The organism is Ruminococcus sp. 8Y-12, from assembly GCF_058119865.1.
This window is the reverse complement of record NZ_CM176623.1, coordinates 406,006-420,381: the sequence shown is the minus strand read 5'-3', so window position 1 is coordinate 420,381 and position 14,376 is coordinate 406,006. Positions and strand designations below refer to the sequence as shown.

The 14,376-nt window shown below is 49.2% G+C and carries 13 protein-coding genes and 1 tRNA gene; 9 read left to right on the top strand and 5 right to left on the bottom strand.

The genetic code is table 11. From position 1 onward, the window contains the following. The first annotated feature begins 101 nt into the window (after positions 1-101). From AC0THY_RS01590 to AC0THY_RS01580, 3 genes are all read left to right on the top strand, one after another. The gene (locus AC0THY_RS01590; protein ID WP_489992724.1) at positions 102-848 is read left to right on the top strand and encodes a DeoR/GlpR family DNA-binding transcription regulator; all 747 of its coding nucleotides are present in this window, start codon (positions 102-104) and stop codon (positions 846-848) included. 69 nt (positions 849-917) lie between these two features. Beyond that, positions 918-1,598, top strand: coding sequence for a fructose-6-phosphate aldolase (locus AC0THY_RS01585; protein WP_489992723.1), 681 nt, complete (start codon positions 918-920; stop codon positions 1,596-1,598). A 94-nt stretch (positions 1,599-1,692) separates the two neighbouring features. After that, the gene (locus AC0THY_RS01580) at positions 1,693-3,573 is read left to right on the top strand and encodes a diguanylate cyclase (RefSeq protein ID WP_489992722.1); all 1,881 of its coding nucleotides are present in this window, start codon (positions 1,693-1,695) and stop codon (positions 3,571-3,573) included. Positions 3,574-3,771: 198 nt separating this feature from the next. Here AC0THY_RS01580 and pyk read toward each other — a convergent pair whose 3' ends face one another. The 4 genes from pyk to AC0THY_RS01560 all read right to left on the bottom strand — a co-directional run bounded on the left by pyk (position 3,772) and on the right by AC0THY_RS01560 (position 7,684). Further along, a complete protein-coding gene (gene pyk, locus AC0THY_RS01575; RefSeq protein WP_489992721.1) occupies positions 3,772-5,196 on the bottom strand; it encodes a pyruvate kinase in 1,425 nt (474 codons plus the stop codon). A gap of 187 nt (positions 5,197-5,383) precedes the next feature. Further along, positions 5,384-6,184 carry an ABC transporter permease subunit gene (locus AC0THY_RS01570; protein WP_489992720.1) on the bottom strand — a complete coding sequence of 267 codons (801 nt, stop codon included), beginning with the start codon at positions 6,182-6,184 and terminating at the stop codon, positions 5,384-5,386. Further along, positions 6,174-7,067 (bottom strand): ABC transporter ATP-binding protein, encoded by an 894-nt coding sequence (locus AC0THY_RS01565; protein WP_489992719.1) that lies wholly within the window; start codon positions 7,065-7,067, stop codon positions 6,174-6,176. Before AC0THY_RS01565 ends, AC0THY_RS01570 begins: the two co-directional genes overlap by 11 nt. Next, positions 7,064-7,684, bottom strand: coding sequence for a TetR/AcrR family transcriptional regulator (locus AC0THY_RS01560; protein WP_489992718.1), 621 nt, complete (start codon positions 7,682-7,684; stop codon positions 7,064-7,066). The genes AC0THY_RS01565 and AC0THY_RS01560 overlap by 4 nt, the downstream gene beginning before the upstream one ends. Before the next feature lie 195 nt (positions 7,685-7,879). Here AC0THY_RS01560 and AC0THY_RS01555 point away from each other — a divergent pair, with 195 nt between their 5' ends. The 3 genes from AC0THY_RS01555 (at position 7,880) to AC0THY_RS01545 (ending at position 8,764) form a co-directional block, all read left to right on the top strand. Beyond that, a complete protein-coding gene (locus AC0THY_RS01555; RefSeq protein WP_489994128.1) occupies positions 7,880-8,026 on the top strand; it encodes a hypothetical protein in 147 nt (48 codons plus the stop codon). 207 nt (positions 8,027-8,233) lie between these two features. Continuing rightward, a complete protein-coding gene (locus tag AC0THY_RS01550; protein ID WP_489992717.1) occupies positions 8,234-8,503 on the top strand; it encodes a hypothetical protein in 270 nt (89 codons plus the stop codon). A gap of 24 nt (positions 8,504-8,527) precedes the next feature. Next, positions 8,528-8,764, top strand: coding sequence for a DUF4160 domain-containing protein (locus tag AC0THY_RS01545; RefSeq protein WP_489992716.1), 237 nt, complete (start codon positions 8,528-8,530; stop codon positions 8,762-8,764). A gap of 94 nt (positions 8,765-8,858) precedes the next feature. On the opposite strand, the gene AC0THY_RS01540 is transcribed toward AC0THY_RS01545, so the two are convergent. Next, positions 8,859-8,931: transfer RNA gene (locus AC0THY_RS01540), tRNA-Gly, on the bottom strand. Between the two features lie 167 nt (positions 8,932-9,098). Between AC0THY_RS01540 and AC0THY_RS01535 the strand changes: the two genes are divergently transcribed. The 3 genes from AC0THY_RS01535 (at position 9,099) to AC0THY_RS01525 (ending at position 14,286) form a co-directional block, all read left to right on the top strand. Continuing rightward, complete coding sequence (locus tag AC0THY_RS01535; RefSeq protein WP_489992715.1) at positions 9,099-10,502, top strand: glutamate synthase-related protein; 1,404 nt, start codon at positions 9,099-9,101, stop codon at positions 10,500-10,502. A 284-nt stretch (positions 10,503-10,786) separates the two neighbouring features. Next, positions 10,787-12,514, top strand: coding sequence for an ABC transporter ATP-binding protein (locus tag AC0THY_RS01530; RefSeq protein ID WP_489992714.1), 1,728 nt, complete (start codon positions 10,787-10,789; stop codon positions 12,512-12,514). Continuing rightward, positions 12,511-14,286 carry an ABC transporter ATP-binding protein gene (locus AC0THY_RS01525; RefSeq protein ID WP_489992713.1) on the top strand — a complete coding sequence of 592 codons (1,776 nt, stop codon included), beginning with the start codon at positions 12,511-12,513 and terminating at the stop codon, positions 14,284-14,286. The genes AC0THY_RS01530 and AC0THY_RS01525 overlap by 4 nt, the downstream gene beginning before the upstream one ends. The last annotated feature ends 90 nt before the right edge of the window (positions 14,287-14,376 follow it).

Here is a 14,376-nt window from a genome sequence, read left to right as displayed (position 1 = left end):
GCAAATGTAAATGGTTTAGTTTCGTACGAAAGTAATTATTGACTTGAAGGAAAGTCTCGGTTATACTAATAGACAAAACTGGAAAAGAGGGATAGAGAATAATGTTGAAGGAGCGACACACCAAACTAATTGAGCTGGTGAGTCAGAGGGGAAAGATTGAGGTATCGGAGCTGGCCGTTCTGCTGGAAACTTCCAGGGTGACGGTGCGCAAGGATCTGGACTACCTGGAGCAAAAAGGGATTTTGGCAAGAGAGAGGGGATATGCCCTGCTTCGTGATGAGGGAGATATCAATTACCGCATGGCGTTTCACTATGAGCAAAAGCAGCGGATTGCCGCAGCCGCAGCCCGGCTGGTGCAGGACAGGGAGACGGTGATGATTGAGTCCGGTTCCTGCTGTATGCTTCTGGCGGAGCAGCTGGCCCAGAGTAAAAAGGAAGTGACACTGGTCACCAATTCCGCGTTTATGGCCTCCTATGTGAAGGGGAGCAGTGTGCGCGTGGTTGTGTTGGGAGGCGATTATCAGCCCCAGGTCCAGGCAATGGTGGGACCTCTGACAAAGCTGTGTGCGCAGCAGTTTCAGGTGGATAAGCTGTTTGTGGGAACCGACGGATATTCATTTGAAAATGGATTTACTGGTGACAATCTGGTGCGTTCCGATACAGTGAAGGCCATGGCACAGTCTGCAAGGCATACCATTGTCCTTACAGAATCAGAAAAATTCACTAGGTCCGGCACAGTCTCTTTTCTGAAAACAGAGCAGGTCTCCGGAGTCATCACAGATACCGGGATTCCGGGAGAAGTCAGAGCATTTTTGGAGCAAGCGGGGTTGGATGTTAGGGCAGTCTGAGCTGCCTGTGCATATCAGGGGTCAAAATATCTTTTGACTCTGACATCATAAAATGAAGGAGAATTGAAAATGGAGTATTTATTTGATACCGCAAATTTGGAGCAGATTGAAACTTATGGAAGGTTTATTCCCATCACAGGGGTAACCTCAAATCCAAGTATTGTAAAAAAGGAAGGGAAGATTGATTTCTTCTCTCACATGAAAAAGATCCGTAAGCTGATTGGCATGGAGAAGACCCTGCACATCCAGGTAACCGGACAGGATTTTGACTCTATGATGGCGGACGCGGAGGCAATTCTTGAAAAAGTGGATGATCAGGTGTATATCAAGGTGCCTGTCACTTTGCCCGGACTCCAGGTAATACGTGCGCTGAAGGCCAGGGGAGTACATGTGACGGCAACTGCCATCTACACACAGATGCAGGGCTTTCTGGCCATGGAAGCGGGTGCGGATTACATCGCGCCTTATTATAACCGCATGGAGAACAGCGGTATTGATCCACAGGAGGTGATCGCTTCCTTTGCACAGATGATAAAGACTTACGGCTATGCCACAAAGATCCTGGCTGCCAGCTTTAAGAATATGGGGCAGGTAAACAAAGCTTTTCTGGCAGGTGCGCAGACTGCCACCATGGGGCTTGATATTGTCCAGGGAGCCTTTGAAAATGCAATGATTCAAAAGGCGGTGGATGATTTTGCACAGGACTGGTCTTCTGTGTTTGGAGACTGCCTGATTTCTCAGATGAAATAAAACTTTTTTGGGCTATGCAATTGTCCTACTCTGATTTATAATATAAGTATAGGAGATCTTTACAATACCGGATACTTCAGAGACGGAGAATGAGATGATACTTGAAGAAAACTCTCAGGGGAGAGATTTACAACTTATTATAAATTCCATACCGGGTGGGTTGTTCAGCTGTACGATGGACGAGGCTTTGACTCTGCAGTTTATGAGTGAGGGCTTTTTGTCTATGATTGGTTATACACAGCAGCAGCTTAGAGAAGAGTGCCATAACAGCCTGAAGAAGCTGATTCTTGAGGAAGATCTAAAGAGAACGCTGCAGGATGTGGAAGAACAGATGAAGTTAGGCAACACCAAACTGATCGAGTACCGGGTCCGGTGCAGAGATGGTAAGGTAATCTGGCTGTACGACAAAGGACAGAGGGTCACCTTAGAGAATGGTGAGGTAGGATTTTACTGTATTGTGATTGACATAACAGAGCAGATTGAGACAGAGCGGGAGCTGATGCTGAGCCTGGAGCGCCACAGGATTATTATGGAGCAGACAAATGACATCATCTTTGAGTGGCCTTTTCAGGGTTCGGGCCTTTCCATTTCCGGAAAATGGAAGGAGGTTTTCGGCAGCCTTCCAGGCGCTCTTGGGGAGATTCCGGCCCATCCGAATGATCTGCAGCGTTTGCTGGACTTGCTGAAGGGCAGTAAAACTCCCGGGAAACGCAGGCTGCCTGATGTGGATTTGCGTATGAAGACCGTGGAGGATGATTACAAGTGGTACCAGCTTCGCATCACCCTGCAATACGACGAGAAGGGGCATCCCATCAAATATATCGGGCTGCTGCGGGATATAGACAGGGATAAGAGGCGTACGGAAAAGCTGATGATGAAGGCGGAGCGGGATGAGCTGACAGGGCTGTATAACAGGGGAGCCGCCAGGCGTCTGATTGAATATATCATGGAAGATAAGATGCAGGGGCTTCACGCACTGCTGATCATCGATCTGGATAATTTCAAGACTGTGAATGACACCAAGGGACATCTCTATGGAGATGCGGTACTTGCCAATTTTGCACAGAGACTTAAAAAGATCTTTCGATCAAGTGATATTGTCAGCCGATATGGCGGTGACGAGTTCATCGTCTTTTTAAATGGAATCCGAAAAGTGGAGGATGCAAGGGAAAAGGCGGAGGAGATTCTTCAGATTACGGAGAAGCTGTCCTCAGAGCTTAGGGAAAATTTCCCATTCACCTGCAGTGTGGGCGGGGCGATATTTCCCGAAGACGCTATTGACTTTAAGGCCCTGTTTCAGAAGGCGGATACCGCTCTCTACCGGGCAAAAGAGTGGGGGAAAAATAAGGCGGTATTTGAGAGCGCCCAGGAGTATGCAGGGCATGTAGGCGGGATGAGTACGCTGCACACCGCCATTGACAGTGAAAGGGCTCCTGGCGGGCTTGAGAATAATCTCATCAACAGCGCGTTTGATCTGCTGTACGATGCCGGGGATTTAGAGGCAGCGCTTCAGCTGCTGATGGAGATCATGGGCCGGCAGTTCAGTGTCAGCCGTGTTTATATTTTCGAGTTTAGCTCTGACCAAAAGTATTTTAGCAATACCTTTGAGTGGTGCAATGAGGGAATTGTACCTGAGATCAATCAACTGCAGAATTTGCCCAGTGACGGCTATGACAATTATATGGGGAATTTTGACGAAAGAGGAATCTTTTACTGCACAGACATCAATCAGCTGCCCTCCTCTCAGCGGGAAATTTTGGGGAATCAGGGAATCAAGGCAGTCCTTCAGTGCAGTATCTCAGACGGAAGGCTTCTGAAAGGGTTTATCGGATTTGACGAATGCGGTGAAAATAGGTATTGGGATAAAAGTCAGGTGCTTACCCTTGCCAGATGTGCCCGGATTGTAGGTGTATTTCTGAGCAAACTGCGGATGCAGGAAAGGATCGAAGGATATCAGAAAAATCCGAATAGGTAAAAATAGGACGGACAGCGCGGTAAAAATGCGCTGTCCGTCTTTTCTTATACCATAGGAAAGTCCTTCGGAATTCCCTATGGTATAAAAAGCCCTCCGGGCGGGATCGCACTGCGGCGGAGTGGAAGATGGCAGCCGGGGCAGCCCCGCCGCAGGCGGAGAATCCTGCGCGCAGGATTCTTTTTTATTTCACAGGTAAATCTAAAATTCTCCTACGATGCATGCACGGATGATATTCGTCTTTCCGGGCTTACCCAGGGGTACACCCGCTGTCAGGGTGACAATATCCCCGTCATTTACAAGCTCCTCCCGCTGTGCGGCTTCGATGGCGTGCAGGAAGAGGATCTCAGAGCTGTACTCCTCCTTGATCAGGATGGGTGCGATTCCCCAGGACATATTCAACTGGCGGCAGGTATGCGGGGTGGTAGTGCAGCCCACGATCTGGCATCCGGGACGATACTTGGAGATCATCCTTGCGGTTGCCCCTGACTTGCTGACTGTGATGATGGCCTTGGCTCCCAGGTCAATGGCGGTCATACAGGCTGCATGGGAGATAGCGGTGGTCATATCCGGCTGGTCCGTGCGCTTGCTTGTGCGGAAGATCTGGCTGTAGTCAATATCCCGCTCCACTCTCTTAGCAATGCGCACCATGGTCTTTAAGGACTCAATGGGGTACAGACCGGCAGCAGTCTCCCCGGACAGCATGATTGCGCTTGTCCCCTGGTAGATGGCATTTGCCACATCCGTGGTCTCCGCACGGGTGGGGCGGGGATTCTTCATCATAGAATCCAGCATCTGTGTGGCTGTGATAACCTGCTTTCCGGCATTGTATACCTTGCGGATGATTTCCTTCTGAATAACCGGAACCTCCTCCAGAGGAATCTCCACGCCCATATCTCCCCGGGCAATCATGATGCCGTCCGCTGTTTCGATGATTTCATCAATGTGATCCACACCCTGCTGATTTTCAATCTTTGCAATAATGTGGATGTGGTCTCCCCCGTTATCACTTAAAATCTTGCGGATTTCCCGGACATCATCCGCAGTTCGGGTAAAGGAAGCGGCGATAAAGTCAAAGTCTTCTTTAATGCCAAATAGGATATCGTCATAATCCTTTTGGCTGACAAAAGGCATATTCAGCTCCACACCGGGCACATTGATTCCCTTGCGGTTGGATACGCGGCCGCCGTTTTTGACAAGGCATACAATATCCTTTTTGCGTATCTCCCTGACCTCCATCTCAATGAGGCCGTCGTCAATCAGGATGGAGTCTCCCGGTTTCACATCCTTATAGAGGTCCTTGTAGGTAATAGAAACCTTCTCCTCCGTTCCGTCTATCTCGTCAACAGTGAGCGTGAACAGCTGGCCTTTTTGCAGCTCAATGCCCTCATTTGTAAAACATCCGATCCGGATTTCAGGTCCCTTCGTGTCCAAAAGAGCAGCGATGGGTTTCCGGTACTGGGACCGCAGCTCCTCCAGCTTGCGAAGGCGCCCTCTTTGTTCCTCATGGGAGCCGTGGGAAAAATTAAATCTGGCTACATTCATGCCTTCCTGGACCAGGGCCTCCATAATACCATCTTTGTCAGTGGATGGTCCTAGTGTACAGATGATTTTTGTTCTACGCATGTTCAATTCCTTTCTACGAAAAAATTAATGGAAAACTAACTCTCACTCATTATACTATAATTTTCCCTAAAAAAAAACTTTTTTACATAATCTTGACAATATTATAGCGCAACCATTTTATAACCATTTTGACCAGGTCATTTTTCAAAAATGACCTGGTCAAAAATGACATTTTTGTGCAATTTGCCTAAAGGGTCAAGTCTCGCTTTGCAAAAGCGCCGATCCCGATCCCAAAAAACAGGATTCCTGCTGCGTAAAGGATTCCGGTGTACATCCAGGCCTCAGGCTCTGACTGTGCCAGCCTGTTTGGATCAAAGAGAGTCAGAGGAGTGGCGTATTTCAGAAAATCCAGCTTGTCACCCACTTGTGAGAGCATCTGAATCAGTACAAAAGCGATACAGCACCCCGCGCCCAGCCCTGTGGAGATCCTGGTGTCGTTGAACAGGCAGGAGAAGCAAAAGCACAGCCCTGCCAGAAACAGGTGCAGTCCCCACAGCCCCAGATTCACCATCACAAATCCCGAGATATCCAGCTCACCGGGAAACGCGGCCTGACAGACCAGGATGCACAGGACAGTCACATAAGCGGCCAGCACAAGGGAGGCTGCTGCCAAAAATACGCCCTGGGTGAAAACAATCCGGCTGCGCCTGTGGGGGGAAGCGATCAAATAAACCATAGATCCCCGGTCCACATACCGGGCTACCAGCTTGTTAGCTAATATAATGAAAAAGATCATGGGAAAGATCAACAGCAAAAATCCATACAGATAGTTAATGAGAAAATCCAGCAACGTGGTGCCGGGATTCTGCATATTAAAGGCGGCAAACAGATCTGGCATGCTCTCCATCATCAGATTGAGGCTGTCACCCAGCTTTGGGTCGAACATGGTGATGATTACAACGGGATACAGAGTGAGTACTGCGGCAAAGATGAGAAGCAGCTTGTAATTAGCCTTTAGTTCCCTTAAAAAAAGTGTCTTATTTGGCATGGTCTTCACCTCCGTAAAAGTGCATGAAAAGTTCTTCCAGTGTCTGAGTGCGCATCTTCAGATCTTTGACTGTGTAACGGCTCAGTAGCTTGACAAATCCATCCATATCGGAGGATACATTCACACATACCTGATTCCGTTTTACGGTACAGTCCGGAAACTCCCGGGAAAATGCCAGGGCATCCTGTGGGTCTGAGAAGGAAACCTCAAAAATGCGCTTTCTGTTTTTGCCCAGCTTTTCCATATCCGCAATATCCACAATACGGCCCTGACGGATGATGGCCGTCCGGTCGCAGGTACGCTCCACCTCCTCAAAGATGTGGGAGGACATGAGGATTGTCTTGCCCCTTGTCTTTTCCTCCAAAATCAGATCTACAAACCGGTTCTGCATAAGAGGGTCCAGGCCGCTGGTGGGTTCATCCAGCACCAGGATTTGGGGATCAGCCATAAAGGCACATACAATGCCGATTTTCTGTTTCATACCCTTAGACATCTTTTTAATCTTGCCCGAGGGGTCCAGTTCAAAGCGCTCCATCAGCTTTCGCGCGCGGTCCAGGCTTTTGAGTCCCCTCATACCTGCCGCAAAACGGATAAACTCCAGTCCCTTCATATCATCCATAAAGGCAATCTCACCGGGCAAATATCCCAGCAGGTTCTGAATCCTGGGGGCATCGGAAAAACAGTCCATTCCCTGTATCAGTGCCTGCCCGCTTTCCGGACGGATAAATCCCAGCAGCTGGCGGATGGTAGTGGTTTTCCCGGCTCCATTTGGCCCCAGAAAGCCGAACACCTCCCCGGTTTTTACAGTAAAGCTGACATCAAAGACGCCTCGGTTGTTACCATAATCCTTTGTGATATGGCTAAGCTCAATCGCGTGATTCATAAGTACTCCTCCTTATACAAAAGGGGACGAAGCAGGTTCATCCACTTGTTAAACTCATCCATCAGGTCCTCCAGCAGGATGGGCAGGTTTCGGGTACGCTTTTCGTGCAGATAGCCGTCCGACATCCAGATCAGCATGCGGAAAATGTAGAGGGGGTCCGTCCCCTCCCGGAACTTGGAAAAATCCACATTTTTCAGATAAGTGCCCATTATTCCGTCCAAAAAATCCTGGTTGTAGGTGTTGAGATCCTGAGACAGGGCCTCGCTGTCGGGATAAAAGGAGCGCATGGCAAAGTCCAAAATATAGGGGTTCTTCACCAAAATCTCCGCTTTCTTGCGGGCACAGTATCCCAGCAGCTCAAAGAAATCAGTGATGTTCCAGTAGGTCTCATCCACGATCTGCCCTGCCATCTTCTCGGTAGTGTATTGGTATAGATATAGATAGAGGGATTTCTTATTGTAAAAATAGTAAAAAAGAGAGCCCTTGGAAATTCCGGCTTTTGCGGCAATGTCGTCCGTCACCGCGCGCTTGTAATCGTTTTTGGAGAAGATCTCCATGGCTGCGTTGATAATGCATTGCTGTTTGTCAGCGGGCAGCTCCAGAAATTTTTCATACATGTCCTCACCTCAGCTGTTGACTCGTTTGGTTAATATCATTTTAGTTCATTGACCAATTTTTACAACCCCCTGGGAGTAAATATTTTGAGGCTTATGTGCTTAAGTGTTGAGAGGACAGGTTTCTCTGCAGTTTAAGCTGGGACTTCCAGCTTTGACGCCTTTTGCACCAATGTCGGCCTAAATACCTCCACAGCCATCAATCTATTTGTGAAAGCAGTTTTACGCGAAAAACGAATTCCATTTGAAATCACACAGGCCACTGATCCTTTTTTCAGAAACCAACATGGCCTATGTAAAAAAAACCGTCCAGGAACTCCGGGAAGGAAAAGGAACGGCGCATGAACTGATCAAGGCAAAGGCCTGCAAGGCGAATACAGCCGCCGCATCAACGATAACAACCACAATTTATTGATACGTGTTTAGAAAAGTTTTTTTATAGATAAAAAGTAAAATGCGTGGTAAAATATAGATAGACGTGATAACATTGATATTTGCTAATGAAAATAGTATAAATGAAGCGCAGTAAAGAACAGGATTGGAGTGAAAATTATGATGTATCCATTTATGCAACTAGAAGACAATACGGAGATTGTACACTCTGAATTGCTGGAAAATGAAAAAGTAAAAGTATATATTGAAAAACCGATAGAAGGCGTCTTTTATTCGGCTACTTGTTATTTGCCAGGATATACATGGGAAGAAGTAGTAGGTTTTTCTAATAAGGATATTGAAAAGTATCAGGAGATTTTAGAGTCAACAGCACATTTAATAATACGATTTGCAAAAGACGGAGGTTTTGAAAATGCCTCAAATTTTTAAGATTGGTTCTTATGTTGTTTATTTTTGGCAAATGAGGGAGAACCACTTGAACCTGTTCATGTGCATGTTGCAATAGGCATACCTTCTGAAGATACAACAAAGATTTGGATAACTAAGGCAGGTAAATGTTTATTATGCAATAATAATACGAAAATAGCGTCAAAAACATTAAAAAATATAATGGAAATAATTGAAGCGAGAAATCAAGATGTAATTAATAAGTGGTATAGTTTCTTTGGCCAGATAAATTACTATTGCTAAGAGATATAATCACTCTGATTTGCGGACGTTGCCGCAAGAAAATCAAAAACCCCGCAACCCCGCATAAACACTGCGGATTTCGGGGTATAAAAAAAGCGCGAGACGGGACTCGAACCCGCGGCCTCGACCTTGGCAAGGTCGCGCTCCACCAACTGAGCCACTCGCGCATTTTGTATCGCTCTTTGCGGTACGTTTGATATGATACCAAATGAAAAAACATTTGTCAATAAAAAAATAAAAAAAATTCAAAATTATATTCAAAATATGTTATATTTATATCAGCAAAGCAATTGGCGTTCGGGAAACGCCTGATTCGATCAGATGAGGTGAACATATGGCTGAGTACAAATGCAGTGTATGCGGGTATACGTATGACGAGGAAAAGGAGGGGGCTTCCTTTAAGAAGCTGGAGAAATGTCCGGTTTGTGGTCATCCGGCCTCTGTTTTCCGGAAAGTAGAGGAAAGCGGGAAGCCGGCGGACGTGGAGGCAGATTCCAGGGAGAGGAAGGGAGATTCTCTGGAGTATGATCCGGCCTATGCCAGAGAGGATGAGTCCTGCCGGTATATGAGGGAGATTCACCAGATGGCTGTCACAGGAAGGCCGATTATTGAGGCAATGGGAACCAGAATGCCCATGCCGGGCTGGGATGACATCTTGATTTTGGGAGCACAGCTAAACCCGCCTCCTTTAGATGAGCACGCGCAGGTGGATACCACCACGGTAATCGGAAGACATGCCAAAAAGCCCTTGGTTCTGCAAAATCCGGTTTACATCTCCCATATGTCCTTTGGAGCGCTGTCCAAGGAGACAAAGGTAGCCCTTGCCAGGGGAACGGCCATGGCTGGCAGTGCCATGTGCAGCGGGGAGGGCGGCATTCTACCGGAGGAGATGGCAGCGGCAGAGAAGTACATCTTTGAGTACGTCCCCAACCTTTACAGTGTGACACCGGAGAATCTGAGAAATGCCGATGCCATAGAGATAAAGGTGGGGCAGGGCACTAAGCCCGGTATGGGGGGCCATCTGCCGGGGGATAAGGTAACCCCGGAGATTGCTAAGATACGAAACAAACCCCTGGGTAAGGATGTGATCAGTCCCTCCAAGTTCGCGGATATCAACAGCAGGGAGGACCTGAAGGAACTTGTGGATCAGCTGCGCATAGCCTCTGAGGGCCGTCCCATTGGGATCAAGATCGCGGCTGGGAGGATTGAGAGGGACCTGGAGTACTGCGTGTATGCCAAACCGGACTTTATCACCATTGACGGAAGAGGGGGCGCCACAGGCGCCAGCCCCAAGCTTGTGAGGGATTCCACCAGTGTACCCACCATCTATGCGCTGTACCGGGCCAGAAAGTACCTGGATGAGGCAGGAGCAGATATCAGCCTGGTGATCACAGGAGGGCTTCGGGTATCCTCCGATGCGGCGAAGGCCATTGCCATGGGAGCGGATGCGGTTGCCATGGCCTCAGCAGGACTGATCGCGGCAGCCTGTCAGCAGTACCGGATCTGCGGTACCGGCAGATGTCCGGTGGGCGTGGCTACCCAGGATGAGACGCTCCGGGCCAGATTCCAGAAGGATGCGGCGGCGTCCAGGGTGGGAAATTTCCTGAAGTGTACTTTAGAAGAGCTGAAAACCTTTGCGCGAATCACTGGACATACCAATCTGCATGATCTGAATGTGGAGGATCTGTGTACCATAAACAGGGAAATTTCAGAATTCACGAATATTCCCCATGCATAAAGAGATGGAACCGGCAAGAGCACAATAGGGTTTTTGCAAAATAATCGGCAGGCTCCCTGCCGGGAAGGCAAGTGGGCGTTAAACTTGCGGCCCCGGAAGGGAGCTGCTTTATTCACGGGAGCATCGGCCAAAGCCTGCCTGCAGATTGACAAGAGGCCATATTTCCATGACATAAGCCTGTACAGTCTCTAAAATAGATAGTATAATGTAAAAATCCGGTCTGCCTTATCGGACAGATTAAGGAGATGAGAAAAGCCAAGAAGAATGAAAGAGAGAGATAACAAATGCGGAAACTGATCAAATATCTGGATGGATATCGGAAGGAGAGCATCATAGGCCCCCTGTTTAAGCTGCTGGAAGCCTGCTTTGAGCTGCTGGTTCCCCTGGTCATGGCGCGGATCGTGGATGTGGGAATCCGGGACAAGGATATTGCCTATATCATGAAAATGTGCGCGGTGATGGTGGCCTTTGGCGTCCTGGGGCTGGCATGCTCCCTGACTGCCCAGTACTTTGCGGCCAAGGCGGCTACCGGGTTTGGCACAGCCCTTAGAAAGGATATGTTTGGCCACATCAACAGCCTTTCCTACACAGAGCTGGACGTGATGGGTACAGCTACCCTGGTGACCAGGATTACCAGTGATATCAATCAGGCCCAGGCGGGGGTCAACCTGGTGCTGCGCCTGTTTCTGCGTTCCCCCTTTATTGTGGTGGGAGCAGTCATTCTGGCCTTTACAGTGAATGTAAAGCTGGCGTGGATTTTCGTAGTGCTGGTACCGCTTCTCTCGCTGATTATATATGGGATTATGATGGCTACGATTCCGATTTACAAAAGGGTGCAGAACAAGCTGGACTCTGTGCTTCGCCTTACCCGGGAGAGCCTCTCCGGTGTGCGTGTGGTACGGGCATTTTCCAGACAGAGCGATGAGATGGAGGACTTTGATCAGGAGAGCACACAGCTGATGCAGACCCAGCTGCGGGTGGGAAAGATCTCCGCCCTCCTAAATCCTGCCACTTATGTGGTTATAAACGGAGCCATTCTGGCAGTGCTCTGGCTGGGCGGCCATACTGTGTATGAGGGAGGGATCACGCAGGGGGAGCTGATTGCCCTGATTAACTACATGTCACAGATTCTGCTGGCTCTGATAGCGCTTGCAAATCTGATTGTCTCCTTTACAAAAGCCTCCGCCTCCGCCCTGCGCATCAATGATGTGTTTGCCCTAAAGCCTGGGATGGAAGAGAGCAAGACAATGGTGGAGGGACAAAGGGACTCTGCCGGGGTGGAGTTCTGCCATGTGGATTTTGCTTATAATGGAGGGAAAAATGCCCTGTCCGATATCTGTTTTTCCGTTAAACGGGGCGAAACCATGGGGATTATCGGAGGCACCGGTTCAGGCAAGTCAACGGTGGTAAACCTGATTCCCAGATTTTATGATGCAGCGGCCGGAAGCGTAAGGGTGGATGGAGTTAATGTAAGGGAATATCCCTTTGAACAGCTGCGCAAAAAGGTGGGGATTGTACCTCAGAATGCCGTGCTCTTTGCCGGAACCATCCGTGAAAACATGCTTTGGAGAAAAAAGGATGCCACGGAACAGGAGATCTATGAGGCATTGGAGATAGCCCAGGCCAGGGAATTTGTAGATTCAAAACCAGAGGGTCTGGACACCCTGATTATGCAGGGAGGAAAGAATTTCTCCGGGGGGCAGCGGCAGCGGCTGACCATAGCCAGAGCCCTTGTGGGAAGACCGGAGATTTTGATTCTGGACGACAGTGCCTCTGCCCTTGATTTTGCCACAGACGCAAAGCTGCGCAGGGCTATCGCGGAGCGAACAGAGGAAATGACGGTGTTTATTGTATCCCAGAGGGCAGCCTCCATCAGAAATGCGGATCGCATCCTGGTGTTGGACGATGGCATACAGGCGGGTCTGGGAACCCATGAGGAGCTGCTAAAAACGTGTGAGGTATACCGAGAAATTTGCATGTCACAGCTTTCAGAAAAGGAGCTGCACAGATGAAGGGAATAGGAAAGAATAAGAATATCTATATAAGAATCATGGGCCTGATCCGCCCCTATCTGCCTATGCTGATTCTTTCACTGGTGTTTGCGGTGGTGAGCGTGATCCTGACACTCTACGCCCCTGTGCTGACCGGACAGGGGATTGACCTGATACTTGGGAAGGGGAAGGTAGACTTTGCAGGGCTGGTGCCCATTTTGGTGCGGTTTGCCCTGGTGGTGGCGGCTACCGCTGTGGCCCAGTGGCTGATGAATCTTAGCAACAACCGGATTACCTACCGTGTGGTCAAAGACATTCGCACCCAGGCATTTAACCATCTGGAGGAGCTGCCTCTTAAGTACATTGACAGCAACCAGTATGGGGAGATCATCAGCAAGGTAATCACAGATGTGGACCAGTTTTCAGACGGGCTGCTGCTGGGATTTTCACAGCTCTTTACCGGGATTGTTACCATAGTGGCCACCTTGGGATTTATGCTCAGCATCAATGTGACCATCACGATCTTTGTGGTGGTGATGACACCCATGTCTTTTTTCGTAGCCAGCTTTATTGCAAAGCGAACCTTCACCATGTTCCGGGCACAGTCGGAAGCCAGGGCAGAGATGACCGGGCTTGTGGAGGAGATGGTTGGCAGCCAAAAGATTGTGAAAGCATTCTCCTACGAAAAAGAGGCACAGGAGCGCTTTGGGGAAATCAATGAGCAGCTGCGGGACTGCAGTTTAAGAGCCACCTTCTTCTCATCCATCACCAACCCCGCTACAAGGTTTGTCAACAATCTGGTAACCACAGGCGTGGCGATCATAGGCGCTGTGATGGCTATTATGGGAAAAATCACGGTGGGACAGCTCTCCTGTTTCATCAGCTATGCGAACCAGTATACGAAACCGTTCAATGAGATTTCGGGCGTGGCCACGGAGTTTCAGAACGCTGTGGTGTCCGCGGGAAGGGTATTTGACCTGATTGACCAGGAGCCACAGGTCCCCGATGCACCGGATGCCATAGTGCTTACGCAGGAGAAGACAGACGGGAGCGTAGAGCTTTACAATGTGGCATTCTCCTACGACCCGGAGGTTTCCCTGATTCGGGATCTGAATCTGAAGGTAAAGCCCGGACAGAGGGTGGCTATTGTGGGACCCACGGGCTGCGGGAAGACAACCATCATCAATCTGCTGATGCGGTTTTATGATGTGGACAGCGGCGAGATCCTGGTCAGTGGCTGCCCGGTGAGGAGAATCACCAGGGACAGCCTGCGCGCCAATTATGGGATGGTGCTCCAGGAGACCTGGCTGAAGACAGGCACCATTGCGGAAAATATCGCCTACGGAAAGCCGGACGCCACCAGGCAGGAGATCGAGGAGGCGGCAAAGGCGGCCCATGCCCACAGCTTTATTGAAAGACTGCCCCAGGGCTATGACACGCTCATCAGTGAGGCAGGGGGCAATCTGTCACAGGGGCAGAAACAGCTGTTGTGTATTGCCAGAGTCATGCTCTGCCTGCCGCCTATGCTGATCCTGGATGAGGCAACCTCCTCCATAGACACCAGGACGGAGATACGCATCCAGAAGGCGTTTGCACGCATGATGAGGGGAAGGACCAGCTTTATTGTAGCTCACCGGCTTTCCACCATCAGGGAGGCGGATGTGATCTTAGTGATGAGGGACGGACACATCATTGAACAGGGAGATCATGAGAGCCTCCTAAAGAAAAATGGATTTTACGCTCAGCTGTACAACAGCCAGTTTGAACAGAGCAGTGCCAAAAATAGAGCTTGATGAAAAAATACAGGGACAGACATCTGGTTTCTCCGGGGAAACTGGTGCCTGTCCTCTTTTTGCTATATTAAGTGTCATATACAGAGTTTC

What these genes read in the sequence shown, in the direction of transcription:
- pyk (WP_489992721.1), bottom strand. Translation starts at nt 5,196, where the DNA reads ATGCGTAGAACAAAAATCATCTGTACACTAGGACCATCCACTGACAAA.
- AC0THY_RS01570 (WP_489992720.1), bottom strand. Translation starts at nt 6,184, where the DNA reads ATGCCAAATAAGACACTTTTTTTAAGGGAACTAAAGGCTAATTACAAG.
- AC0THY_RS01550 (WP_489992717.1), top strand. Translation starts at nt 8,234, where the DNA reads ATGATGTATCCATTTATGCAACTAGAAGACAATACGGAGATTGTACAC.
- AC0THY_RS01560 (WP_489992718.1), bottom strand. Translation starts at nt 7,684, where the DNA reads ATGTATGAAAAATTTCTGGAGCTGCCCGCTGACAAACAGCAATGCATT.
- AC0THY_RS01580 (WP_489992722.1), top strand. Translation starts at nt 1,693, where the DNA reads ATGATACTTGAAGAAAACTCTCAGGGGAGAGATTTACAACTTATTATA.
- AC0THY_RS01525 (WP_489992713.1), top strand. Translation starts at nt 12,511, where the DNA reads ATGAAGGGAATAGGAAAGAATAAGAATATCTATATAAGAATCATGGGC.
- AC0THY_RS01565 (WP_489992719.1), bottom strand. Translation starts at nt 7,067, where the DNA reads ATGAATCACGCGATTGAGCTTAGCCATATCACAAAGGATTATGGTAAC.
- AC0THY_RS01535 (WP_489992715.1), top strand. Translation starts at nt 9,099, where the DNA reads ATGGCTGAGTACAAATGCAGTGTATGCGGGTATACGTATGACGAGGAA.
- AC0THY_RS01590 (WP_489992724.1), top strand. Translation starts at nt 102, where the DNA reads ATGTTGAAGGAGCGACACACCAAACTAATTGAGCTGGTGAGTCAGAGG.
- AC0THY_RS01585 (WP_489992723.1), top strand. Translation starts at nt 918, where the DNA reads ATGGAGTATTTATTTGATACCGCAAATTTGGAGCAGATTGAAACTTAT.
- AC0THY_RS01530 (WP_489992714.1), top strand. Translation starts at nt 10,787, where the DNA reads ATGCGGAAACTGATCAAATATCTGGATGGATATCGGAAGGAGAGCATC.